Annotated in this window: 22 protein-coding genes; 12 read left to right on the top strand and 10 right to left on the bottom strand. The window is 65.1% G+C overall.

All coding sequences use genetic code 11. From position 1 onward, the window contains the following. Positions 1-154: 154 nt before the first annotated feature. On the top strand, positions 155-4,321 hold the full coding sequence (locus PGN27_RS21965; RefSeq protein ID WP_335328004.1) for a SpoIIE family protein phosphatase: 4,167 nt from the start codon (positions 155-157) through the stop codon (positions 4,319-4,321). After that, entirely contained in the window at positions 4,321-4,626 is a 306-nt protein-coding gene (locus tag PGN27_RS21960; RefSeq protein WP_335328003.1) for an STAS domain-containing protein, read from the top strand. Before PGN27_RS21965 ends, PGN27_RS21960 begins: the two co-directional genes overlap by 1 nt. A gap of 5 nt (positions 4,627-4,631) precedes the next feature. On the opposite strand, the gene PGN27_RS21955 is transcribed toward PGN27_RS21960, so the two are convergent. Then, on the bottom strand, positions 4,632-5,075 hold the full coding sequence (locus tag PGN27_RS21955; RefSeq protein WP_335328002.1) for an ATP-binding protein: 444 nt from the start codon (positions 5,073-5,075) through the stop codon (positions 4,632-4,634). A gap of 134 nt (positions 5,076-5,209) precedes the next feature. Between PGN27_RS21955 and PGN27_RS21950 the strand changes: the two genes are divergently transcribed. Further along, a complete protein-coding gene (locus PGN27_RS21950; protein ID WP_335328001.1) occupies positions 5,210-6,652 on the top strand; it encodes a GAF domain-containing SpoIIE family protein phosphatase in 1,443 nt (480 codons plus the stop codon). 8 nt (positions 6,653-6,660) lie between these two features. Here PGN27_RS21950 and PGN27_RS21945 read toward each other — a convergent pair whose 3' ends face one another. Together PGN27_RS21945 and PGN27_RS21940 are read right to left on the bottom strand one after the other, a co-directional pair. Next, complete coding sequence (locus PGN27_RS21945) at positions 6,661-7,077, bottom strand: STAS domain-containing protein (protein WP_335328000.1); 417 nt, start codon at positions 7,075-7,077, stop codon at positions 6,661-6,663. A gap of 25 nt (positions 7,078-7,102) precedes the next feature. Then, a complete protein-coding gene (locus PGN27_RS21940; protein ID WP_335327999.1) occupies positions 7,103-7,792 on the bottom strand; it encodes a GAF and ANTAR domain-containing protein in 690 nt (229 codons plus the stop codon). Positions 7,793-8,332: 540 nt separating this feature from the next. On the opposite strand from PGN27_RS21940, the gene PGN27_RS21935 reads away from it, so the two are divergent. After that, a complete protein-coding gene (locus PGN27_RS21935; RefSeq protein WP_335327998.1) occupies positions 8,333-9,136 on the top strand; it encodes a SigB/SigF/SigG family RNA polymerase sigma factor in 804 nt (267 codons plus the stop codon). 2 nt (positions 9,137-9,138) lie between these two features. Here PGN27_RS21935 and PGN27_RS21930 read toward each other — a convergent pair whose 3' ends face one another. Next, the gene (locus PGN27_RS21930; RefSeq protein ID WP_335327997.1) at positions 9,139-9,585 is read right to left on the bottom strand and encodes an SRPBCC family protein; all 447 of its coding nucleotides are present in this window, start codon (positions 9,583-9,585) and stop codon (positions 9,139-9,141) included. A 213-nt stretch (positions 9,586-9,798) separates the two neighbouring features. Between PGN27_RS21930 and PGN27_RS21925 the strand changes: the two genes are divergently transcribed. Then, positions 9,799-10,752, top strand: a complete 954-nt coding sequence (locus tag PGN27_RS21925; RefSeq protein WP_335327996.1) for an AraC family transcriptional regulator — start codon at positions 9,799-9,801, stop codon at positions 10,750-10,752. Here the strand turns inward: PGN27_RS21925 and PGN27_RS21920 are convergent. After that, positions 10,749-11,651 (bottom strand): GAF and ANTAR domain-containing protein, encoded by a 903-nt coding sequence (locus PGN27_RS21920; RefSeq protein WP_335327995.1) that lies wholly within the window; start codon positions 11,649-11,651, stop codon positions 10,749-10,751. The two genes, PGN27_RS21925 and PGN27_RS21920, sit on opposite strands and share 4 nt — an antisense overlap. A gap of 222 nt (positions 11,652-11,873) precedes the next feature. Between PGN27_RS21920 and PGN27_RS21915 the strand changes: the two genes are divergently transcribed. The 6 genes from PGN27_RS21915 (at position 11,874) to PGN27_RS21890 (ending at position 16,821) form a co-directional block, all read left to right on the top strand. Continuing rightward, positions 11,874-12,323 carry a hypothetical protein gene (locus tag PGN27_RS21915; RefSeq protein WP_335327994.1) on the top strand — a complete coding sequence of 150 codons (450 nt, stop codon included), beginning with the start codon at positions 11,874-11,876 and terminating at the stop codon, positions 12,321-12,323. After that, the gene (locus PGN27_RS21910) at positions 12,323-13,552 is read left to right on the top strand and encodes an NRAMP family divalent metal transporter (RefSeq protein ID WP_335327993.1); all 1,230 of its coding nucleotides are present in this window, start codon (positions 12,323-12,325) and stop codon (positions 13,550-13,552) included. Before PGN27_RS21915 ends, PGN27_RS21910 begins: the two co-directional genes overlap by 1 nt. Continuing rightward, positions 13,549-13,956 carry a hypothetical protein gene (locus tag PGN27_RS21905; RefSeq protein ID WP_335327992.1) on the top strand — a complete coding sequence of 136 codons (408 nt, stop codon included), beginning with the start codon at positions 13,549-13,551 and terminating at the stop codon, positions 13,954-13,956. Before PGN27_RS21910 ends, PGN27_RS21905 begins: the two co-directional genes overlap by 4 nt. Next, the gene (locus tag PGN27_RS21900; RefSeq protein WP_335327991.1) at positions 13,943-14,278 is read left to right on the top strand and encodes a PRC-barrel domain containing protein; all 336 of its coding nucleotides are present in this window, start codon (positions 13,943-13,945) and stop codon (positions 14,276-14,278) included. The genes PGN27_RS21905 and PGN27_RS21900 overlap by 14 nt, the downstream gene beginning before the upstream one ends. Positions 14,279-14,333: 55 nt before the next feature. Then, positions 14,334-15,527, top strand: coding sequence for an NAD(P)/FAD-dependent oxidoreductase (locus tag PGN27_RS21895; protein ID WP_335327990.1), 1,194 nt, complete (start codon positions 14,334-14,336; stop codon positions 15,525-15,527). 91 nt (positions 15,528-15,618) lie between these two features. Continuing rightward, positions 15,619-16,821: a metallophosphoesterase gene (locus tag PGN27_RS21890; RefSeq protein ID WP_335327989.1), complete on the top strand. Its 1,203-nt coding sequence runs from the start codon at positions 15,619-15,621 to the stop codon at positions 16,819-16,821. A 17-nt stretch (positions 16,822-16,838) separates the two neighbouring features. On the opposite strand, the gene PGN27_RS21885 is transcribed toward PGN27_RS21890, so the two are convergent. Both PGN27_RS21885 and PGN27_RS21880 read right to left on the bottom strand, forming a co-directional pair. Next, positions 16,839-17,147: an RNA-binding protein gene (locus PGN27_RS21885; protein ID WP_335327988.1), complete on the bottom strand. Its 309-nt coding sequence runs from the start codon at positions 17,145-17,147 to the stop codon at positions 16,839-16,841. A 3-nt stretch (positions 17,148-17,150) separates the two neighbouring features. Beyond that, entirely contained in the window at positions 17,151-17,516 is a 366-nt protein-coding gene (locus PGN27_RS21880; protein WP_335327987.1) for a heme-binding protein, read from the bottom strand. Between the two features lie 235 nt (positions 17,517-17,751). Between PGN27_RS21880 and PGN27_RS21875 the strand changes: the two genes are divergently transcribed. Continuing rightward, positions 17,752-19,020: a sensor domain-containing phosphodiesterase gene (locus tag PGN27_RS21875; RefSeq protein ID WP_335328821.1), complete on the top strand. Its 1,269-nt coding sequence runs from the start codon at positions 17,752-17,754 to the stop codon at positions 19,018-19,020. Between the two features lie 13 nt (positions 19,021-19,033). Here PGN27_RS21875 and PGN27_RS21870 read toward each other — a convergent pair whose 3' ends face one another. The 3 genes from PGN27_RS21870 to PGN27_RS21860 form a co-directional block, all read right to left on the bottom strand. Continuing rightward, complete coding sequence (locus tag PGN27_RS21870; protein ID WP_335327986.1) at positions 19,034-19,897, bottom strand: alpha/beta fold hydrolase; 864 nt, start codon at positions 19,895-19,897, stop codon at positions 19,034-19,036. Positions 19,898-19,985: 88 nt separating this feature from the next. Beyond that, a complete protein-coding gene (locus PGN27_RS21865; protein WP_335327985.1) occupies positions 19,986-21,422 on the bottom strand; it encodes an amidase in 1,437 nt (478 codons plus the stop codon). 31 nt (positions 21,423-21,453) lie between these two features. Next, on the bottom strand, positions 21,454-22,917 hold the full coding sequence (locus tag PGN27_RS21860; RefSeq protein ID WP_335327984.1) for a purine-cytosine permease family protein: 1,464 nt from the start codon (positions 22,915-22,917) through the stop codon (positions 21,454-21,456). Positions 22,918-23,169 lie beyond the last annotated feature (252 nt).

Genomic DNA, 23,169 nt, shown 5'->3' with positions numbered 1-23,169 from the left:
CCGATCACCCGCCGCCGTCCGGCTGTCCGGTAGACGAAAGTCTGCCGGGTATGGTCGGTGCGGCAAAACGGAACGCCGGCATCACGTTGGAGAGGATCGTTCGGTGGGTAGTTACCGGGCATGACGCCGCTTGCGAGGACACCAGAGGCCGGCGATGAGCACTGACACCACATCCGGTCCGCACCATCCGGCCGGGGATGTGTTCAGTTCCGACCCGCAGATCGGCGACGATCTGGCACGGGTGAACTGGGCCGATACCCCATTGGGTGTTCCCGCGGCCTGGCCGCAGAGCCTGCAGACCGCGGTGCGCATCCTGCTCAGGTCGCGGTTCTCCATGTGGATGGCCTGGGGCCCGGAACTCACCTTCTTCTGCAATGCGGCCTACCGCGATCAGACGTTGGGCAGCAAGTATCCGTGGGCACTGGGTCGACCGGCCAGGGAGGTGTGGGCCGAGATATGGGAGGACATCGGCCCCCGCATCGATCACGTATTCAGCACCGGCGAGGCGACCTGGGATGAGGGGTTGCAGCTGATCATCCAGCGCTCGGGATTTCCCGAGGAGAGCTACCACACGTTCTCCTACAGCGCGCTCAGCGACGACGACGGACACGTGGTGGGCTTGCTGTGCGTCGTCAGCGAGGACACCACCCGCGTGATCACCGAGCGGCGGATGGCCACCTTGCGGGAACTGGGCTCCGATCCCAATTTGCTGCCGTCGGAAGACCAAACTCTGCAGTCTGCGGCAGCAAAGCTCGGCCGTAACCGCTTCGATCTCCCATTCGCCCTGTTGTACCTCTTCGACGGTGCCGGCGGCGCTCGACTGGTTGCGCACACCGGCATACCCGCTGACAATCCGGCGGCCCCCGAGTTGGTGCACATCACCGACGACAGCACCGACTCGGTCTGGCCCTGCGCCGATGCGGCCGCCGGGCGCTCACGGGTCGTCGAGCTCGCGGGCGCATCGTTTATGAACCTACCGACCGAACCGTGGTCACAGCCGCCGGTGCAGGCGTTGCTGGCGCCGCTGACCCAGCAGGGCGCGGCGCCGTACGGAATGCTGGTCGCCGGGCTCAACAGGTTCCGCCCGCTGGACGACTCCTATCGCGGATTCATCGACCTGGTCGCCGGCCACATCGCCGGTGAGATCGGCAGCGCACGCAGCTACCTGGCCGAGCAGCGTCGCGCCGCCGAACTCGCCGAACTGGACAAGGCCAAGACGGTGTTCTTCTCGAATGTCAGCCATGAGTTCCGCACCCCGCTGACCTTGATGCTCGGACCGGTCGCCGAGCTGCTCGGCGGTGATGAGAAGAAAATCAGCCCTGATGCGCGGCAGGAACTGGAAGTAGTGCAACGCAATGGCTTTCGGCTGACCAAACTGGTCAACACGCTGCTCGATTTCGCCCGGATCGAAGCGGGCCGGACGCAGGCACGCTACGAACCGGTGGATGCCGCGGCCCTGACCGCAGAGCTGGCCAGTGGGTTTCGCTCGGCGGTCGAGCGTGCGGGACTGACATTCCTGGTGGAATGCCCACCGCTGGGCCAACCGGTCTACCTCGACCGGGACATGTGGGAGAAGGTGATACTCAACGTTCTGTCGAACGCGGTGAAATTCACTGCAAGCGGCTCCATTTCGGTGCGGACGGACCGCGATGGCGACGACGCGGTGTTCGTCCTCGCCGACACCGGCATCGGCGTGTCCGCCGATGAACTGCCCCGGCTCTTCGATCGTTTTCACCGTATTCCGGCGGCGTGGGCACGATCGCACGAAGGAAGCGGTATCGGACTGGCATTGGTGCGTGAGCTGGTGGCACTGCACGGCGGCACCATCACCGCGCAGAGCACCGAGGGTCGGGGTACCACCTTCACCATACGGATCCCGTTCGGCACCAATCACTTACCGGAAGAGGCGATTGTCTCCCCTGGTGGGTCCGCGACCACGAACGAGGCGCCGGCGCAGTCGGCGAATCCCTTCCTGGAGGAGGCCTTGCGCTGGCTGCCCGAGGACGAGGGCACCCATGTGGTATCGCCGGCCAGACCATCGGCGAGCACCTCGGAGCGGGTGTTGGTGGCCGATGACAACGCCGATATGCGGCACTACATCACCCGGCTACTCACCGGCGCGGGGTACGCCGTCGAAGAGGCGTCCGACGGCAGGCATGCCCTCGACATCATCCGGTCGCGGCCGCCGGAACTGGTGGTCAGCGATGTGATGATGCCTCATCTGGATGGTCTGGAGTTGGTGGCCACGCTGCGCGCCGATCCCCGCACTGCCGCACTGCCGGTGCTGCTGCTGTCGGCGCGGGCGGGCGCGGAGGCCTCGATCGACGGCCTGCGCGCCGGAGCCGATGACTACCTGGTCAAGCCCTTCGCCGCATCGGAGCTGCTGGCGCGAGTGCAGGCCAACATCACCCTGGCCCGGATGCGGGCCCATCACGCGCGCTGGCATGACGCACTCATCGACTCCCTGCAGGAAGCGTTCTTCGTCTGCGACGCCGACGGAGCCGTCGTCGAGATCAACGCTGCATTCGCCGAGATCCTCGGCTACGGTCCGGAGGGCCTTCCCTATCCACCCATTCATCCCTGGTGGCCGGATGCGGCCACCGAACCCGAAGCACATCGGCAGATCGCGACGGCATTCGAGGACCTGCTGCACCGGGACCGCGGAGTCCGCACCGTGCCGGTGTGTCACCGCGACGGTCATCGGCTGTGGGTGACGTTCTCGTTCACCCATGCCGAAGACCCGGACACCGGGGAGCGCCTCACCGTCGGCACCCTGCGCGACGCGACCGCTGAGCACTACCGTCGACGCCATGACACCGCACTGGCAGATCTGAATCATGCCCTCGTCCTCGCCGAGACCGTGGACCAGGCCGTGGAATCCACCATCACCGTGCTGCGCCAGATATGGCAGGCGCGGCGCGTTCTCGCCGTCACCTTTGCGACCGACGGGTCGACCGATCACCCGAAGGTGATCGCCGCAGGGGTATCCACCGCGTGGGATGACCTGCCCACCAGCAAGCGCCGATTCATCGAATCGCTGTGTGATGCCGACCTGCTCACCTCACTCACCGGTGGGCCGGGAACCGCGGCCATCGCGGTGTCCCACCCGGACGGAGTGTTGGTCGTGTGGATGGAACTCGCCGAGAACCGGCCCTTCACCGCACCGGACCATACCCTGCTGACCGTGCTTGCCGGACAGCTCGGGCAGGGTTTGCACCGGGTGCACCGCCTCGACCAACAGCACCAGACGGCCGTGGCGCTGCAACACGCCATTCTCGGACCGTCCGCCCTTCCACCGGGATTCACCGCCCGCTACCTACCGGCGACCACACCGCTTCAGGTAGGCGGGGATTGGTATGACGTCATCGACCTCGGTGACGGCCGGGCCGGTCTCATCGTCGGAGACTGTGTAGGCCACGGGTTGGACGCCGCGACCGTCATGGGTCAGCTGCGCAGCGCGTGCCGCGCGCTGTTGCTCGAAAATCCCTCCCCGGCATCCGCATTGGCCGGTCTCGATCGTTTCGCCATGCAACTCACCGGGGCCAGGTCCACCACCGTGTTCTGCGCAGTGCTCGACCTGGAGACCGGGGAGCTCAGTTACTCGAACGCGGGGCATCCGCCACCGATCGTGGTCGATGCCAACGGGACCTCGATGACGCTGGACGCGGCACGTGGTGTCCCGGTAGGGATTCGGCCGGGCCGAAACCGCTCGGTCGCGTTGCTGACGCTACCTGCGCGAGCGACGCTGCTGATCTATACCGACGGTCTCGTGGAGCGTCGACGCGAGTCGCTCGATGACGGTATTGCCCGCGCCGGTGAGCTGTTGCGGGAAGCCTGCTCGACCGATCAAGGTGACGAACTGGCCGACCGCCTGCTGGCCGGCATGACCCCACCACAGGGCTACTCCGATGACGTGGCGATGCTGCTCTACCGTCACCCCGGCCCCCTGCACATCAGCGTCCCCGCCGACATCGGCCAGCTGGCCGTCACCCGCAACGCCCTGCGAACGTGGTTGTCGCGCAACGGTCTGCACCCCGAGCAGGTCCAGGATCTGCTGGTCGCAGTGGGGGAAGCCGTCGCCAACTCGATAGAACACGGGCACCGCGGCGGGAAGTCCGGCACGGTGACGCTCACCGGCCGGGTGCACGGGTCAGACGTTCACCTGCGCATCGCCGATACCGGTGTGTGGAAGCCCGCCGACGAGGTGCCACACCCCACCCGCGGTCGCGGCCTCGCGTTGATGCGCGCGCTGACCCACCAGGTCACCATCAATTCCGATCACCTCGGCACCACCGTGGATATGCAGGCGAGGATCCGCTGATGAACACCGAACTCACCCTCCACCAGACCCGCACCGACGCCGGGACGACCGCGTTGGAAGCGGTCGGGGAGATTGACCTGAGTAATGTCGAGGCGTTCTCCGCTGCGCTTGAGACCGCGACCGCTGGAACAGGGGGCCTTGTCTCCGTGGACCTCACGCATGTCACCTATCTCGACAGCGCTGCCATCAACGCGCTCTTCCGACACGTCGACCACATCAGCATCCTGGCCAACCGACTACTGAAGGCGATCCTCACACTCAGCGGGCTCGCCGATCTGGTGACAGTGCAGATCGTGGACGCATAGCCCCGTCAGCGGGCCGGACAGTGCTCGAACTTCAGACACACCCGAGTGCCGTGATCGGTGCCGTCAACGGTCAGATCATCACATAGCGCGCGCATGAGTCGCAGCCCGCGACCTCGGGCGGGGTTCTTCGGCGACGATCGTGGATCCAGCCAGTGGCCGCGGTCGACCACGCAGAGCCGCACCGTCCGTGCGTCCGTATCGTGGCGGGCCTCGATGCTCATGTCCCCGGTGGCTGATTGGCCGCGGTACGCGTGGTCGGCGCAGTTGGCCAATGCCTCGTAGGCGGCAAGCACGATATCGGCGATCCGGTCGGTGTCGATGTGCACTCGTCGGGTCAACCAGGCCCTGACTTCGCCGCTCAACTCGCCGGCCGCGGTCGGCTCGGCGGCCGCCGTCACCACGAAGTCAGCGTCACCTGACAGCGGCGCAGGGTCGGTAAGTGCGGACATCTTCAATCGGTTACCCCATTCGACGGGGTCTAGTCATGGCCCTCGCCACGTACGCCTGCTCCGTATAAAACCGTTACGAAACGGGAACCCTGTCGGCTGCAGCAGTCCACGCGAATCAGAATCGGGTAGGAGCCATGAGCACCGACGACATCGACGCCGACGAGCGGGTGCGGCTGGCTGCGGTGGCGCGATATCGCAAGGTCATCGGCCCGGCCGACCCGGTGCTGGCGCGTATCGCCACGATCATCGCCGAGGTCTTCGACGCACCATATGGCGTCGTCACACTCGTCGAACGGGACAACATCTGGATGATCGGCACCCACGGGCTGGACGTCGACCGGATCGACCGTGAGGACGGACTGTGCGCCACCGCCATTGCCGGCACAGCCCCACACGTGGTGTCCGACTGCCAAACCGACCCGCGTACGGCAGGTAACCGCTTCGTTCGCGCGCACGGCATCGGTTTCTACGCCTGTGTCCCGCTGATCACGTTCGACGGACACCACCTGGGTGCCGTCGCGGCGATGGACACCCGTTCGCGTCGCGATCCCTCTCCGTCGCAGCTGTCGGTACTGGCCGACTTTGCCGTCGTGGTGATCGAGCAATTGGAGCTCCGGCTTTCGTCCTCGGAAGCCCTGACCCTCGAACATGGGCTTCGTACGGTCGCCGAGGCCGAACTGGACGAGGTCCGGGCCGACAGAGACGCGGCCAGGCGGGATCGCGACAGTGCGCGTCTGGCGCTGGATGAGGCGCGCTCGGATCGCCTGATCGCTCAGCGAGATCGGGATCAGGCCCGGTCGGACCGCGACGAGGCCCAGCTGGACCGGCAGGCGGCCGAACGAGAGCGCGACAGCATCGACGATTATGCGACAGCACTGCAGCAGATATTGGTGCCCCCAGTGCTGCCCGAGATCCCGGGCCTGGACCTGGTTGCCGGGTATCACCCGGCATCACCGCGGGATGTCAGCGGTGACTTCTACGATGCGTTCGCCCTCGACGAGCGAACGTGGGGTCTGTTCATCGGCGACGTCCAGGGCCACGGTGTGCATGCGGCCGTGCTGACGACACTCATTCGGTACAGCCTGCGCGCGGCGCTGCTGCATGACCATGAACCCGCCTCGGCGCTGGAGGAACTGAATGCGGTGCTACTGCGGGAACTGCGTCCACGCCGTTTCGCGACGGTGTCGGTACTGATCCTGCGCCCGCGTAGCTCCGGTGGTTTCGATCTGATCATGGCTACCGGTGGGCACCCTCCCGCCCTTTTACTGGATCCGCGGGCGAAGACCGCACACGCAGTCAGACCGGAGACCGGCATGCTTGTCGGGGCCACCCCGCACGCGACGTTCGGAACGCTGACATTGACGCTGGAGCCTGGTCAGACACTGTTGCTCTACACCGACGGGCTCACCGAGGCACGCCGCGGGGCCGAGCCTTTCGACGATGCCGCACTTGCCACCTACGGCACGACCCGCACGGCTCTGAGCGCGGCGGCGCTCATCGACGATCTGGCGACGCTGATCCCCAAACTCCAGCCGACCGACGATATCGCGCTGCTGGCCCTCAACGCGACTTCTTGAATCGGCGACTATCGCTGTACGAGAACCGTTTTCAACGCATCGTCGAGCGTCGGGCACACATCGATCACATCGGCCACCCCGACGAGCTGTAGCGGCCGGGCGGTCGCAGGTCCGTCAGCGACGACGGCCAACCGTACCGTCGGATGATGGTGGACAGCGACGAGTGCACCGATGCCTATGGACGCCAGGAACTGCACGCCGAGCAGATCGATCACGACGCGCGCCGGCGCATCGGCCATTGCCGATTCGATTCCCGCCTCCAACTGCGCGACGGTCACCATGTCGATCGTGCCGGTCACGGTGATGACCACCGTCCCGTCCACCCGACGGGTACTGACACCGCACGCCGACGCGCCCGAATCCCCCACCATGTTCATCACCGCGACCTCCCGTTCGCTCGGCCGCTGGCACGGCGGACCGATCATAGCCAGTACCGGAGGTCTCGGTAACTTAGGGCGTCTCGTCGTCCACCGAGGCGACGAGACGATGCGCGATATCGGAGAGCTTGACATTGGCATCCTGCGAGAGCTTGACCAGCAGCCGGAACGCCGCCATCGAATCGATCTTGAAGCGTTCCATGATGATCCCCTTGGCCTGCCCGATCTCATCACGACTGTGCAGCGCCTCTTCGAACTGGCTCTCGGCCTCCGCACCGAACAACGCAATGGAGGCATGCTGGGCAACGATGGCACCGATGAACTCCGAATCCTCCGAAAACACCTCGGCCTCACCGCCATAGAGGTTCAGTGCTCCGAGATTCTGTTGCAGCACGTACAGCTGGAAGGACAACAGGCTGCGCGCACCCAGCTCGCTCGCCGCCGCAGCGAACCGAGGCCAGCGCGTCTCAGTAGCCATATCCGCGATGAGCACGGTGCGATGCTCACGCAGCGAACTCAGGCACGGCCCTTCGTCGAGTTCGGTCTGCAACAGGTCCAAGCGGGCGACCAGCGGATCGCTCGGCGCTTTGGGGATGACGGTGTGACCCTCGATCATCGAGACACCTGCCCATCGGACGCCCGGAACGATGTCCACTGCGCCCTTGACCACCGCCTCGAGAGTGGATTCGGTGCCGGCCTGGTCCTGCATCGTCAGTGCCAGGTCCGCGAGAGTGCGTGCGAGATCGTTCCCCCGATCAGACATGTTCCTACCGTAACTCCGCGTGCGCTTTGTGGACAGCGAGTACGGCCTGCCTGCCGGCGTCGATATCTGTCCGTGCAACTGCTGCAAACCTCGACAGCAAGACCAATACGAGCGTCATCTGGGGTTTCCTTTTCGACATACATTCGCGGCAATTTAACGTCGCCGTAAGAGCTTTCGTCTTGCGTCATGCCCCTGAGAGCAGGCACAGCACCTCATGGGACTGTCGGTTTCAACTCACCACCGCACCGGGTACAGGCTGACCATCGGGCGCGATCGCGGCGCCGCAACACACCTGGAGGTGCGATCGTGATTCCGTTCATCTGCACGACATGCGGAGAATTCGACCTCGACGCCGCGGAATGCGCGTCGTGCGCACAATCGGCGCGTGACCACGGCGCGGCGGGTACCGCCGTCGCATAATGATCATGCGGCCGGCATACCGGCCCGAACTCGAGGTTCGATGAGCGACTCCTCGGGGTATGCAATAGACGGTTCAGATCCGAGCCACCCTCAGTACCGTTTCGAACAGGGGAAACTCGGATGCCACGAACCGATCAGCAGTACGCCGAAATCGCCGATATGGTGCGATTGTTGCGTTGCCACGAGCCCGGCTCCGCCGACCATCGCACCCTCTACGACGACATCATCACCAGGATCCTGCCGCTGGCCGAACACATCGCCCAGCGCTACGCCGGGCGCGGACAGCCCTACGATGATCTCTACCAAGTCGCCTGTATCGGACTCATCAAGGCGGTCAACCGGTTCGATCCGGACCGTGGGGCGGACTTCCTGTCCTTTGCCGTACCGACGGTGATGGGCGAGGTGCGCAGGCACTTCCGTGATACCGGATGGGCCGTGAACGTGCCGCGCCGACTGAAAGATCTTACCCTGCAACTGACCAAGGCACGCGAGGAATTGACCCGCACCCTGGGCCACGCGCCGACCGCCAGCGAGATCGCCACCCACCTGGGCATCGAACGCGAAGAGGTCATCCAGGCGACCGTGGCCGCGAGCCATTACTCGACCGTCTCCACCGACCGACCGGCCACCGACGACGGTGAGGACTTCACCCTCAAGGACACCCTCGGTTCGGTGGACACCCGGCTGGACAAGATCATCGATGTGGAGACCGTGCGACCGCTCATCGAAAAACTGTCCCCGCGAGAACGCGCCGTACTCGACTACCGGTTCTTCGAGGATATGACCCAGACGCAGATCGCCGAGCGGATGGGCTGCTCACAGATGCAGGTATCGCGCATCCTGGCCAAGGCGCTGGACTCGCTGCGCAAACAGGCAAATGCCCAGATGGCCGAACGCCCGCGGGTCAGGCACACCGCCGCCTGATCTCAGAACGCGTTGGGGTCGGCCCGTTCGGCGATCAGCGCCAGTCGCCAGGTGCACTCGCGGTTGCGCGGCGCGACACCGAGTAACTGCACGGCGTCGGGGATCCACCGCGCCGGCGCGCTGGTTGCCACCTCGGCCATTTCGATCCGGCACCCCCCGGTGTCACTATCGTTGAGCCGCATGGTAATTCGCGCCTTCCCTGCCGGGCGGACCTTGGCCAGCAACACCAGTTCACGGCCGGGCTCACAACTCTCGACCACCGTTTCGTCGTCGATGACGACAGGCCACGTGCCGATGGAGTGCAGAATGCGCGAACCCTTCGACGGCCAATCGGCACTGACGGCTCGGATCCGGCTGTTTCCGACCACCCAACCCGAGTACGTCCATCCGTCGGCGAGCACATCCCAGACCTGCTGTCGGGTGGCAGAGGTCTCCCTACTGACGGTCATGCGGATATCTCCTGTCGTCGACGCGGCAAGTTGATCTCGCCGCCGTCAGCACCGGATGTACCCCGTCGGCCACGCACGAATCGTCACTCTCGGTGGCAATTTCGGTCCACCTGCCGCACGAAACGGGCCACATCGCGCGGCGGCGTGTGACACGTGGCAGCAGGTGCTCGATACTCTCTTGCGCACAATCGACCCGCTTGACAGGTACCGGACATGCAGGATTTGACCTTCGACAGCAGCGACCTCGGCGAGACCGAGGAGTTTCTGGTGCAGGCCTACACCAAGATGCGAATCGGCGGCGCGGGTGAACAATCGCGGGCCAGGATTTCCCGGCGGGCGCTGGGAGCCATCGGCATGGACGAACTCGCCTTCACCTACGACATGAGTTTCGATGCCGACCCGCTGAGCCGAATAGTGCTGTGCGAGATGCGCAGCGGACACATCGAAGAGACGATCAGCGGCAGGCAAACCGATGTGTTCGCACCAGGCGACCTGACCCTGTTCAGCCCACCGGGACAGCCGCACTCCGGAACGGTGCGCGGTGCCTCCTATGCCCTGACAGTGTTCGACACCGCGATTCTGGACAGGGTGGCAGCATCGGTGCCGGGAGCGCGTCAGTCACGGGTCGTATTGACCGGGCACCGGACGGTTTCGCGGGCGGCCGGGCGGCGACTGGGCGCGCTGATCGACTATCTACGGGGTCATGTTCTCCCGGACCAAGAGGCTCGGGCATCCGAGCTCGTGATCGGCAGCGCCGTCACACATCTGGCGGCCGCGACGTTGAATGCCTTCCCGCACAACGCTTCGATCGATCCGACCGCGGTCGATCGACGCGATGCAGGGGTGCCGGCGCTGTTGCGCCGCGCCGTTGCGTTCATCGAGGAAAATGTCGATCGCGATATCGCGCTGGCCGATATCGCCGGCGCCGTCTACCTGACGCCCAGGGCAGTGCAGTACATGTTCCGCCGGCATCTGGACTGCACACCGACTGAGTACCTTCGTAGAGTCCGGCTGCACCGCGCCCATTACGACCTCCTCACCAGCTCGCCGCAGGAGACCACGGTCAGCGCCATAGCCAAGCGCTGGGGGTTCGCACACAACGGGCGGTTCGCTGCGTTCTACCGACAGAATTATGGGCGCCCGCCTGCGGTGACCCTGCGCAGCTAATCGGCTCCGCGCCGAGCGCTCGGGTGCGTCAGAGTGACGATCTTCTCCGCGACGGTCGCCAGTTTGACATTGCTTTCCTGAGACATGCGCTTGAGCAACTCGAACGCCTCATAGGCGTCGACCGCAAAGCGCTCCATCAGCATCCCTTTTGCCTGTCCGATCACATCCCTGGACAGCAGGGCCGTGCTGAACTGTTGCTCCCGACGTTGCAGATTCCAGGCCATGGTGGCGTGCGCAGCCAGGATCTGGGCCATCTCGACCGACTCGTCGGTGAAGGCGTCCCGACGCTCGGCATGGAAGTTCATCGCCGCCATGGGTGGGATTTCGGACCCGAACATGTGGACGCTCAATACCGAGCGCACCGGTGTTCGAGCCAGCGCCGCACTCCCGAATCCCGGCCACCTTGATTCGTTTTCGAGATCGTCGACGCGAATGACTCCCCCACCACGTGCTGCGGCAAGACACGGACCCTGGCCCGTCTCACGCTGCACGGCATCCACCGTCTCCGCGTGATGATGAGTCGGCCCCAGCGAGGCGATCGAGTCATCGTCTTCCAGCACCGTGATGCTGCAATACTGCGCGCCCGGCACCAACGACACCGCCTCGGCATTCATGGCGAGCATCGCCGCGGCAAAATCGGCCGTATCGTCACGCTGCAGCGAATCCGCCAGCTCGACCAACCTGATGATCAATGCTGCATCGGCCATCAGCGGCCGTTCTGCACGTCGCCGGCCATCTGCGGCGTCGGACAGCCCGTCAGACAATCGCCGTACTCCTTTCGCACACGAAGACGACCCGTCCAGCCAGCAAGTGCGGATGGACGGTCCTGGTGGAACCGGGCTTGTATCGACGGTGGGGAGTCTGGACGGACCGCATTGTCGTGCCACCTTGAGCACCATCTGCCCGCTCCGAACATAGTTGCGATAGGTAACCATCGACCTAATCGAGAGGGGGTTTGCTTCGCTCGGCGGACGCGGCGACCACCGGAATGTTCGTTTGGTGACCCTGCACCCGATGGGCGCTGTTTGTGGCGTCGCTTGCCGGGTACCTCGGGTCCGGGGGATCCGATCGACAGATCGCCGTAGGTGTAGGGAGATCGCGATGGCAGCGGGGGTCCGGCGGTGACCGGCAGGGTTGCCCGCCTGGTGCTCGGCCCGATCCTTCTCGCCGCTGCGCTGGCAGGCGCGTTCACCAGCTGCCCGACCTACCGGGATGGCGTCTCGGGCCAGCTGGCGTCGGCCGAGGAGCAGACCGAGTCCGCTGCACACTCCGCTGCGCTGGCACTGCAACTGTGGCGGCAGGGGCGATCGCCGGACCGGCTCGTCGCCGTCCAGATCTCCGACGCCCGCGATGACGTCGCGGAGAGTTACGACACGACATCGGCGCTACGGACGACGGATCCGGTGGATCTGGCTCGACAGACTCTGCTGATGCAGGCCATGACGGAGATCACCTCCACGTTGAACCGGTCCTACGCGTCGGTACGCGCCGGGACGCAATACGGGTCGACGGACGAACTCCGGGCAGCGCTGCTCGCGGCCGCCGACGATCTTCGACACCGGTACCGCTGATGAAGAAGCTGCTGAGCGTCGCGCTGGGAGTTCTCACCGCCATCGGCGGGTTCCTCGATATCGGGGATCTGGTCACCAATGCCGTCGTCGGATCCCGCTTCGGGCTGGGGCTGGCCTGGGTGGTACCGGTTGGCGTGGTGGGGATCTGCCTGTACGCGCAGATGGCCGGCCGGGTTGCCGCGCTCAGCGGACATGCCACCTTCGAGATCATCCGGGAACGGCTCGGGCCTCGGATGGCAGCGGCGAACCTGGGCGCCTCATTCTTCATCAACCTGATGACGGTGACCGCCGAGATCGGCGGTATCGCGCTGGCCCTGCAACTGGCCACTGACGTCGGCCACCTGTTGTGGGTTCCGGTCGCCGCCTTCGCGGTATGGATCGTGATCTGGCGGGTGAAGTTCTCGGTGATGGAGAACGTGACCGGCATCCTCGGCCTGAGCTTGATCGTCTTCGCCGTCAGTGTGTTTCTGCTGCAGCCGAACTGGTCGGAGCTGTCTGATCAGGCGCTGGCGCCGGTCATTCCCGAAACGGAGTCCGCCGCCACCTACTGGTACTTCGCGATTGCACTGTTCGGCGCCGCGATGACACCCTACGAGGTGTTCTTCTTCTCCTCCGGTGGCATCGAAGAGCGTTGGACCGTTGCAGATCTGGGCAAGTCACGACTCAACGTCCTGGTGGGCTTCCTGTTGGGTGGCCTGCTGTCCATCGCCATCGCGGCGTGCGCGGCAATCGTGCTGATGCCCGCACAGGTGGAGGTGACATCGCTGTCCCAGATCACCATGCCGGTGGTGGCGGCCGGCGGAAAGCTGGCGTTGGCATTCGTCATCGTCGGAATCGTCGCGGCCACCTTCGGTGCAGCACTGGAGACCACGCTGTCCTCCGGTTACACCGTGGCACAGTATTTCGGATGGGCGTGGGGCAAGCTCCGCAGACCCGCGGCAGCCGCCCGCTTCCACACCGTGATGTTCGTGGCCGTTTTCGCCTGCAGCGCCGTGCTTTTCACCGGTATCGACCCCATCCTCGTCACCGAGTACTCGGTGGTGTTCTCGGCCATCGCACTTCCGCTGACCTATCTGCCGATCCTGATCGTCGCCAACGACCCGGGATACATGGGCAACCATGTCAACGGTCGCATCACCAATGTGCTGGCCTCGGTCTACCTGGTGATCATTCTGGCCGCCTCCGCGGCCGCCATACCGCTGATGATCGTGACAGGAGCAGGACAATGACGAATCGACTGACGAATCGACTGCGGTCTCCCGATGCCCCGGACGCCCCGCGACCCGACGGTGTCCGGCTCATCGACGCCAGGCTGCACCTGTTGGACCGGCAGATCGTCGACGCGCAACGCGAGCCGGTCGGCATCGTCGACGATCTGCTGATCGACGGTGTGCGTGATTCCCATCCGCAGGTGACGGCGATCCTGACCGGGCAGGTGTTGTTCACACGGATATTCGGCGGGCACCCACCGCGATCGCAATTGAACGAGCTGCCTTGGCATTTCGTCAGCCGAATCGGCACATCGATCACCTTGCGACCGGGCGTGGATGCGTCGGCGGGCCAGTGGGTGGAGCGGTGGTTACGCGATCACATCATCGGGCGCATTCCCGGAGGCCGACATGCAGCTAAGTGACCTACTCGGAGCGGTGGTGACCGAGCAGAGCGGGCAGCGGCTCGGTACCGTTACCGACGTGCGGCTCTCGGTGCGCGATGACACCACCGCCCCAACATTGTTCGGACTGATCATCAGTCCTCGTACCCGTTCCTCATACCTGGGCTATGAGCGTTCACAGGTGCGCCGACCCGCGGCTCTGGCGGCACTGCTGCGGTGGCGGCATCGCGGCACCTTCCTGGCGCTGTGGCGGGACCTGCACGTCATCGACGACAGCGGCATCGTGCTGCGCGACGGGTTCGATCGCTACTCGGCCGTCCTGAAAGAGAATGCCACCACATAGACACCGCCGTAGCCGTCGGCGGTTTCGCGTTCGACGCGGTGGGTAGCCAGCGATGATGCGCCAGGGTTCTTCGTTCGAGGTGGTCATCATCGGCGGGGGCAACGCCGGTGTCAGCGCCGCCGCCCACCTCATCCGCCGCGGTGTGCACAACATCGCGATCGTCGAACCACAATCCGTGCACACCTACCGTCCGCTGCTGTCCTATGTCGGAGCGGGCCAGGCAACCAAGCGGGCGGCCGAACGCATGCAGCGGTCGGTGACCCCGCGCGGGTGCACCTGGGTCCAGGACGCGGCTGCTGCCATCGAACCTGAAGACCGCACCGTCACCTGCGTCAGTGGCACCACGTTGCACTATGAACACCTGATACTGGCGACCGGTCTGGAGGTCGACGACGAGGAATTGCCCGGAGCGGTCGCGGCGATGGAGGCCGACTCCGTCGCCAGCAACTATCTCAACCGTGCCGAAAAGACATGGCAACTGGTCGAATCCATGCCCGCATACGGGCACGCGGTGTTCACCGTGCCGCGAGCTCCGGTCAGTTGCACGGGCACGACGCTCAAGCCGTTGTTGCTTGCCGCCGCCCATTGGCGACGGATCGGACGTCCCGTGCGGATCACGTTGGTGATCGACCGGGCGGGTCTGCTCGGCGTCGCAGGACTCGACCTCCGCCTGGGCAGCCGGTTACAGCAACTCGGAGTCGAGACGATGCTCTCGAGCACCGTCACCGGACTGGACCCCGACGCCGGCGAGATCGAGATCGACGACGCCGACAGGAACCGACGTCGGATCGGCTACGACATGCTGCACCTCGTTCCGCCATTCCGCGGTCCGCGGTGGCTGGCCGGCGCCGGTATGACCGACAGTTCCGCGCACGGCTTGATCGACACCGACCCGATGACCCTTCGCCATCGGGTCCACGACAACGTTTGGGCCGCAGGCGATGCGGCGACCGTCGAAACCGATCCGTCAGGCGGGGCACTGCGACGCCAGATCGCGGTGTTGGCGGAAAATCTGCTCGCCGTTCGCCGCGGCGAGCCCATGACATCGGTGTACGACGGCTACACCGTCGCACCGATCGCCACCGACACCCACCGGCTGATCGCCGCCGAGTTCGACCGCACCGGAGCGCCGGCATCCTCGCAACCGTCGTTCCTGGATCCGTTCGTACCGCGGCGCATCGCGTGGGCCTTCGACAGATATGTTCTGCCCCAGATGTACTGGCGCGCCATCTTGAAAGGCCGATTGTGACATCACGTCAGTCCCGGATCGTCCCGGCCAGGGCGGGCCGTGGCTAGGCTGGTCAGATGACTCTGGTCCGAGCACGAGGCTGACCGCCTGCATGTTCATCATCATCTTGTGTGCGGTGCTCGGATTGACCCACCTTTACGTGTGGAAGCGACTGATCAAGGACACCACCGGGCCGGGACGTGCTCGCACGGTGCTGACAGCCGTCTTCCTGGCCCTGGCCGCGGTGTTGGTGATGGCCCTGCTGGTGCCGCGGCTGACCGGGCTGGACGAATCGGCATGGTTCGCCTGGCCGGGATATCTCTGGTTCGCCCTGGTCGGCTATCTGCTTCTGACACTGCTGTTGCTGGAACCGATCCGATTGGTGTTGCGGGGATGGGTGCGGCGGGGCGAGAACGCCAGGCCCGGTGAGCCCACCGAAGCAGGGACCACCGCCGACATCACGCCGCCTTCCGGTGCACTCAACCGGCGGGTGTTCCTGACCAGGACCAGCGCCGCGGCGGCAGGCGTGGCGGCAACCGGGTTGGTGGGCTACGGAGTGGCCACCGCGCTCGGCCCGCCGAATGTCTTGCAGGTGCCGATCAAACTGAACCGATTGAACGCGGCGTTCAACGGTTTTCGCATCGCGGTGGTTTCCGATATTCACCTTGGGCCGTTGTTGGGACGCAGCCACACCGAGCGCATCGTGGAGATGATCAATGCGGCCGATGCCGATCTGGTCGCGATCGTCGGCGATCTGGTCGACGGCACGGTCGAGAAGCTCGGCCATGCAGCTGAGCCGCTCCAAGATCTGGTATCCCGCGAGGGTTCGTTTTTCGTCACCGGCAACCACGAGTATTTCGTCCCCGACACGATGCCGTGGCTGCGCGAGCTGGATCGCCTCGGCGTCACCCCGCTGCGTAATGAGAACACCATGATCCGCCGCGGCGGCGCCGCACTGCACATCGCCGGGGTCAACGACCTCGCCGGCGACGAGCACGGCGACCCACCCGACTATGACCGGGCACTGGCAGGTATCGACGGACGACACCCGACGGTGCTCCTGGCACATCAGCCCGTCATGGTCGAGCAGGCCGCTGCGCGCGGCGTCGACCTACAACTGTCCGGTCACACCCACGGCGGACAGACCTGGCCGTTCCAGTACATCGTCGAGGCGGTGCAACCATCCCTGGCCGGATTGTCGACCCACCAGGAAACCCAGCTGTACGTGTCTCGCGGTGCCGGGTTCTGGGGTCCGCCGGTACGTGTCGGCGCCCCGCCGGACATCTCGGTGCTGACGCTCGACGCCGGCCGCTAGGCGATCCGCTTCACGCCTCAGACGCACCCGCTGACGCTGACCCGCCTGCCGAAGTTTGCGCACACGCTGACATCCGGCGCGGGCGGCGGCGGCACGTAGACCGGCGGCGGAGGGGGTGGCGGCGCACCCGGTGGAGGGGGCGGCGGCGGGGGTGGCGGCAGGGCGCTGTCGAGGTATCCCAGCGGATCGGTACACCCCGACACGTTGACGTGGAACCCGCCCACCGAGCCGCACACCGTCGCCCCCGAGATCGGCGCTCCGACGATGCCGAGCCCGCCAACGGTGATCGCTGCCAGAACGGCCGCCCGCGCGATTTTGCCGATCATGTCTCAGCCCAGGACGTCATGCTGCATGGGCAGCGACACGTTGCAGCGTGTCCGCAGCTCGGTCAACGGCGCGCGGATACCCCGCAGGTCCGCGGCCACCTGCGGGTGCGCCTCCAGGTACGCGCGGGCCCGCTCGACGGTCTGCTCCTGGGGTAACCCTTCCAAGCTGGACAGCTCCGCGTTGACGTCGGCGTGGGTGAACAGGTAGGCCGACATGGCGAAGTTGACTCCACCGGCCACGCCTGCGATATCGGCCACGGTGCAGTTCGGTGGCGGCTCGGCATTGGCCACCCCCGGACCGGCCAGGCTGGTCACCGCCGCCACGAAGCCGATTCCTGCTACGAGAATGCCTTTGCACAGCCTTGACATCGAGGCGCCTTTCTCTGGATCACCACCTGCATCGACATATCTTCACCGGACGCCGCTGAAATGTCACTCTTTCGGTGGCAAGTGCCGAACCAAGCACTTGTTTGCTTAGGTCGAATCGGCGAGTTCCGACGTGGCGTAGACCAACATCGGCTAGTTTGCTGATTGAAACCACGATCGAAAGCGCCGCGGCCTACGAGAGGGCGCCGCGCGAGCCCGAGGAGTTCCCGTCAAGCGACTGATTGCCGCGCTGACCGCATCGGTCGACCCGGAGTCACTGCTATCCCGGATCGCCGAGCAGGTCTGCATATTCAATCCGAAAGCCGACGGCGCGGCGGTGGGCATGCTGACCCCCAACGGATCCTTCGTGTTCGCCTCCGCGCACGGGCTCAGCGCGCCGGCACTGGGAACCGTGGTGCCGGCAGTCGGGTCCTTCCAGGAACTCGCGCTGTCGACCAGGCAGCCACAGCTGAGCCCGAACGTTGCGGAAGATTATCGGCTACCGGAACAGACGCGTCGGCTCGCCGTCGAGATGGGCATCGGGTCCTGGGCGGTGATTCCGCTCTTCCACCAGCACCGGGCGGTCGGCGCGCTCTCGGTGGTGGCAGCCGGCAACGATGTGTTCGACGCGGCGGATATCGCCGGGCTCACCTCCGTGAGCAGTTTCATCTCAGCTCTCATCGGCGCGCAGGCCGAGATGGCCGTGCTTCTGCGCGACATGTTCGATGAGGGCATCGGAACGCTGCATGATTCGTCGGCGCGGTTTGCGGGATCACTGCTGATGCCCAAGGAAACCCTCGACGAGGGCGCGCACGCCGAACTGGACAGCCTGCTCGAGCACCCGCGGATCTGTCCGGTGTTCCAGCCGATCGTCGATCTGAAATCCGGTACCACCGTCGGCTACGAGGGCCTCTCCCGCTTCCCGGCGGACGTCACGCAGCGCAGCACTGCAGACTGGTTCGCCATTGCCAGGGGACTCGGCCGCAGCCTGTCCATCGAGGCAGCTGCTCTACACGCCATTCTGCGCGCGGCGAGGGCAATCCCGCAGTCCTACATCATCTCGGTCAATCTCAGCCCCGAGACTGCCGTCGATGCCAGCCTGCAGCAGTGTCTGATGTCCTCGGATCGCCGCCTGATGCTCGAGCTCACCGAGCACGCGCCCTATCCGCCCAACACCTTCGAGGGGCTGCAGCCGCTGCGCAAGTCCGGCATTCTGCTGGCGATCGACGATGCCGGCGCGGGCTATGCCAGCCTCACCCAACTACTACGCATCCGGCCCGATGTCATCAAGATCGACGCCGAACTGGTCACCGGTCTGGAGTCCGATCCGGCCAGGCGCGCACTGGTGTCCGCGGTGGCGGTGCTGGCACGCGAACTGAACGCGCTGACGGTCGCGGAGGGCATCGAAAACTGCCGCCAGTTGCAGATCCTCGGCGATCTGGACATCCGGTTGGGGCAGGGTTATCACCTGGGGCGTCCCGCCGATGTCACCGAGCTGCAATTCTGAAAGGAACAGGATCTCAGTTTCGCGCGGGATCGTCGGGTTCCGTGGTCGAGATGAATTCGTCGATCAGCTCGATCACCTCGAACGGCGCCTCTACCTGGGCGAAATGTCCTATCCCCGGAAGGATTTCGAGGCGGCAGTCCGGACGGGCCTGTAGCGCGGAGTACGCATGGTCGACCGGGATGATGTTGTCGTCTTCTCCCCAGATCGCCAACACCGGAAGTTCCTCGCGCAGGTTCAACCGGTTCAGTGCGCTCACCGACTGACCGCGATAGTCCACCACCGATCGCAATGTGCGCAGGAACGCCTCCCGCGTCTCGCTGTCGGCGAAGGACGAATAGGCATTCCAGATCTCGGCTCCCCGGGGTGACCGCAGACCCACCGATGTCAACCAGGAGCGCACCGCGTTGCCGGCACGCAGAACCGGCGGGGGCGCGATCACCGGCATCATGAGCTCGGCACCCGGTGCCGCCAGCAGTCGCAGGATCCAGCCCACATCGGGGCCGAGCCCACCGCTGCCGATGAGCACGAGCCGGCGACAGTACTCGGGGTGCTGGTAGAGGAACTGCATCGCGACACCACCGCCCAGCGAATGACCCACCACGGTGGCCGAACCCACCCCGAGTTCATCGAGCAGATCGCGCAGACCGACGGCGAAGGCACCCAGCGAATAGTCGGTCCGCGGCTTGGACGACTGGCCATGACCCAGCAGGTCGGGCGCGATCACGCGGTATTTTTTGGCCAGCTGGGGCAATATCGCCCGCCAGGTCTCGGCGCTGCCTGCCATACCGTGGATGAGCAGCAGAACCTCGTCACCGTCACCCTGGTCGACGACCGCCTGCCGCACCCCGTGAATCTCGACGAATCGTGTCTCCGCCATATGAGCTCCCGTCCCCTCGCACCCGAGCCTACTGGCCGGTAACCGGCTCCGACAGGCGTGGACCGGTTTGGACAGGACTACGCACGGCTCACAAGTGCGGATGCCGCTTGTTCCACGGCGTCGCGGCCTGGAAGGCGCCGACGATATCGACGAGGCGACGCTCGGTGAACGCGCTGCCGACCATCTGCAGGCCGACCGGGAACGGCAGACCGGCCTCCGTGGTGGTGAATCCGCCGGGGAAGGTGATGGTGGGCAGTTGCGAGAGCGTGAACGGCACGGTGAAGCGGTGCACCCCGGCGGTGGTCTCTTCGTCCATCCGGATCATCTTCTCCACAGGCGGCGCGATGAACGACATGGCCGGAATGAGCACACCGTCCAGAGGCGCCAACGCGGCTTCCATCTCTCCCTTGAAGATCAGGCGTCGCTGCAGGAGCTCGTCGTATTCGATACCGGACATGGCGATGCCACGCTCGATCAGCTCGCGCAGTGCCGGTCCATAGGTGTCCCGGTGCGCGGGGAACGTGCTCTGGTGTGACCGGGCGGTCTGCACCGCACAGACCCCGAACCAGTCGGTGATGGCCTGCGTGGGATCGGGCAGATCGGTGTGCACCAGCTCCGCACCCAGATCCCGCAACATCTCTTCGGCAGCCCGATGCGCCTGTTCCACATCGGCACTGACGTCTCGGTAGCTCCACGACGGATCGACGCCGATCCGGACACCCCGCAACGATGTCGGCATCTCCGTACCGAACTCCGGGACCGGCTGCAGCGAGGCGGTGGGGTCGCGCGGATCGGCCCCGGCGATCGCCCCGAGGATCAACCCGGCATCCCTGGCGGATCGACAGATCGGACCGACATGGTCGAGGGTGGCCGCCAGCTCGACGACACCGGCGCGGCTGACCCGTCCCCAGGTGGGCTTCAGACCGGTTGCACCGTTGGAGGCCGACGGCATGCGAATGGATCCACCGGTGTCCGAACCCAGTGCGCCATAGCACAACCCGGCAACCGGGGCGACCCCGCTGCCGCTCGAGGACACCCCCACCCAGCGGTTGGGATCCCATGGATTCAGCGGCGCCCGAAAGGGTGGTGTGTGCTCGGTGTACACGCCCTCGGTGGTATGCACCTTGCCCACGATGACCGCACCGGCATCTTCCAGCCTGGTGACCACCGTCGCCGTGTCATCGGCCACCTGACCGGCACGCAACGCCATGCCCGCCTCGGTTCGCCACCCGGACTTGTCATAGATGTCCTTGATGGCCAATGGAATCCCGTCCAGCGGACCGCGCGAGGCACCGGCCTCGCGACGCTGGTCGGACTCCTGAGCGCGCACTCGCGCCTCATCGGCGGCGACGAAGGCAAAAGATCCCAGGCGCTGGTCGACGGCGCCGATGCGCTCCAGCGTCATCTCGGTCAACTGCGCAGAGCTGATCTCTCCGCTCGCCAGCAGCGGTACCAGTTCGCTGATCTCCCGGTAGTGCAGCTCCGCCGTGTCGGCGGACCCGGTATCGGTGTGGGTATCGGTCATCTCTTCACAATCCTTTTCAGCATTTCTCGGCTCACTCGGTGGCATCGACAGTCGTCGAGCTGCGCTCGTCGGCCATGGGATCCTCGGCATCGGCGGCCGGCAGCCCGTATTGGGAGCCCTTGCTCAGGATAGTCAGCGGGACGTACACGATGGGACCTACCAACATTGCGGCGAACGATGCGTAGTACAACGGGTACACACCTGCCACTCCGAGTGCGCCGACCGCGATACCGGTTGCTAGAGCGGTCATTCCACAGTAATTCCAGTTCTTGACCCTACCCTCGCGGTACTCGACCAGCGTGCTGGGGGCGAGCTTGAGAAGCTTGCGACAGATGAAGTAGTCGCTGAGCAGGATGAAGATCCAGGTATTGGTCATGATGCCGGTGACCGCGAGGAATTTGTCGGTGTACTGCAGCACGTTGATCGGGTACAGCGCGATCCCGAGCACCACCAGCAGCACCATCCACCACTGCCGGCCGACACGCTTCGGCGAGAGCACATCCCAGGCATTGGACAGGGCCAACGATCCTGAGTAAAGGTTCATGACGTTGATCCGAACCTGGGTCAGGATGGCGAAGATGACGCCGAGCACACCCATCACGACTGCGAAGATCAAACCGGGATCGGTGGCAGCCAGCTCACGGGCGGAGCGCTCTCCGTCGAAGTACTCGATCATCGTGAACCCGAGGAAGACGCCGAGCACCATGACGACCGAAATCATCAACAGCTCGACCAGCATCACCCCACCGGTGCCCACATAGGACACCGAACGTTTGACGAAACGTCCGTAGTCGGTGGCGATGAGCGCCTGGAACACCACTTGGCCGTTGGCAAGGCTCAGGGCCTGCCACATCGCGGTCGCCGTCACACCGTCTTCGACGACCCATTCACCCGGTCCAGCGAGTACATAGCCGTTGGCCAGCATCACCATGCCGATCACGAAGAGGATCAGGAATATCGGCATGCCGAAGCGCTGCAGGACATTCATCGAATGCATGCCTCGCCAGGAGTAATACAGCGCGATCAACGCGACGATTGCGAACACCACGCTGGCCGCTGCGGAATCGATGGAAATCCCGAGGATCTCGCTGAGTCCGTGGGAGACGATGCTGCCCTCGAAGATGAAGTAGAAGACGTAGTTGACGGCGTAGACGAAGGAGGCGATGGCAGAACCGCGTGCACCGAACCCCAATCCCCGGGACAGCAGCGGCAGGGAGAGGCCCTGCTGGCTGGCGATCCGCATGACCAGGGCGCCGACCACGGTCGCACCGATGACCATATAGGCGATCGGGACGAGCACCCCCGGCCATCCGACCAGGAATCCCATCTGACCGCCGAGGGCAAACCAGAACATGGCGGTCACATTGCCGGTGAGTACGAGCAGGATGGCGGGTCGGCGCCAGCGCTGGCTGTCCGGCACCCGGGTGGTTGCGTAACTCTCCACCTGGTCGTCCAGACTGGTGGCCGGACCGTGGAAGTAACTTCTCAAACTCAAGGCATGAGTCCTTTCCGACTCTGATCTGCGCGGCGGGCTTCCGATGCGTTCGGTGACATCACGTGGGCGGGCGGCATGACGCAGCGAGCACCTCGTTCTGCGCCACACCGAGGTCGTTCACCTAGGGATGTGAACTACATCTCATCCGCGGTGCAGGCTGAAGTCAATGGCCATTACTGCACCCCGCCGTGCATAAATGCAGGCGATTCTGCATTCTGTTGCAAACTTTCAAATACGCTGTAGCGCAGCACT

It is taken from the genome of Mycolicibacterium neoaurum, from assembly GCF_036946495.1.
Taxonomy (GTDB): Bacteria; Actinomycetota; Actinomycetes; order Mycobacteriales; family Mycobacteriaceae; genus Mycobacterium; species Mycobacterium neoaurum_B.
The sequence above is the reverse complement of the archived record's forward strand: the minus strand, read 5'-3'. Positions and strand labels throughout refer to the sequence as shown.

What these genes read in the sequence shown, in the direction of transcription:
- PGN27_RS21965 (WP_335328004.1), top strand. Translation starts at nt 155, where the DNA reads ATGAGCACTGACACCACATCCGGTCCGCACCATCCGGCCGGGGATGTG.
- PGN27_RS21960 (WP_335328003.1), top strand. Translation starts at nt 4,321, where the DNA reads ATGAACACCGAACTCACCCTCCACCAGACCCGCACCGACGCCGGGACG.
- PGN27_RS21955 (WP_335328002.1), bottom strand. Translation starts at nt 5,075, where the DNA reads ATGTCCGCACTTACCGACCCTGCGCCGCTGTCAGGTGACGCTGACTTC.
- PGN27_RS21950 (WP_335328001.1), top strand. Translation starts at nt 5,210, where the DNA reads ATGAGCACCGACGACATCGACGCCGACGAGCGGGTGCGGCTGGCTGCG.
- PGN27_RS21945 (WP_335328000.1), bottom strand. Translation starts at nt 7,077, where the DNA reads ATGATCGGTCCGCCGTGCCAGCGGCCGAGCGAACGGGAGGTCGCGGTG.
- PGN27_RS21940 (WP_335327999.1), bottom strand. Translation starts at nt 7,792, where the DNA reads ATGTCTGATCGGGGGAACGATCTCGCACGCACTCTCGCGGACCTGGCA.
- PGN27_RS21935 (WP_335327998.1), top strand. Translation starts at nt 8,333, where the DNA reads ATGCCACGAACCGATCAGCAGTACGCCGAAATCGCCGATATGGTGCGA.
- PGN27_RS21930 (WP_335327997.1), bottom strand. Translation starts at nt 9,585, where the DNA reads ATGACCGTCAGTAGGGAGACCTCTGCCACCCGACAGCAGGTCTGGGAT.
- PGN27_RS21925 (WP_335327996.1), top strand. Translation starts at nt 9,799, where the DNA reads ATGCAGGATTTGACCTTCGACAGCAGCGACCTCGGCGAGACCGAGGAG.
- PGN27_RS21920 (WP_335327995.1), bottom strand. Translation starts at nt 11,651, where the DNA reads ATGGTGCTCAAGGTGGCACGACAATGCGGTCCGTCCAGACTCCCCACC.
- PGN27_RS21910 (WP_335327993.1), top strand. Translation starts at nt 12,323, where the DNA reads ATGAAGAAGCTGCTGAGCGTCGCGCTGGGAGTTCTCACCGCCATCGGC.
- PGN27_RS21905 (WP_335327992.1), top strand. Translation starts at nt 13,549, where the DNA reads ATGACGAATCGACTGACGAATCGACTGCGGTCTCCCGATGCCCCGGAC.
- PGN27_RS21900 (WP_335327991.1), top strand. Translation starts at nt 13,943, where the DNA reads ATGCAGCTAAGTGACCTACTCGGAGCGGTGGTGACCGAGCAGAGCGGG.
- PGN27_RS21895 (WP_335327990.1), top strand. Translation starts at nt 14,334, where the DNA reads ATGCGCCAGGGTTCTTCGTTCGAGGTGGTCATCATCGGCGGGGGCAAC.
- PGN27_RS21890 (WP_335327989.1), top strand. Translation starts at nt 15,619, where the DNA reads ATGTTCATCATCATCTTGTGTGCGGTGCTCGGATTGACCCACCTTTAC.
- PGN27_RS21885 (WP_335327988.1), bottom strand. Translation starts at nt 17,147, where the DNA reads ATGATCGGCAAAATCGCGCGGGCGGCCGTTCTGGCAGCGATCACCGTT.
- PGN27_RS21880 (WP_335327987.1), bottom strand. Translation starts at nt 17,516, where the DNA reads ATGTCAAGGCTGTGCAAAGGCATTCTCGTAGCAGGAATCGGCTTCGTG.
- PGN27_RS21870 (WP_335327986.1), bottom strand. Translation starts at nt 19,897, where the DNA reads ATGGCGGAGACACGATTCGTCGAGATTCACGGGGTGCGGCAGGCGGTC.
- PGN27_RS21865 (WP_335327985.1), bottom strand. Translation starts at nt 21,422, where the DNA reads ATGACCGATACCCACACCGATACCGGGTCCGCCGACACGGCGGAGCTG.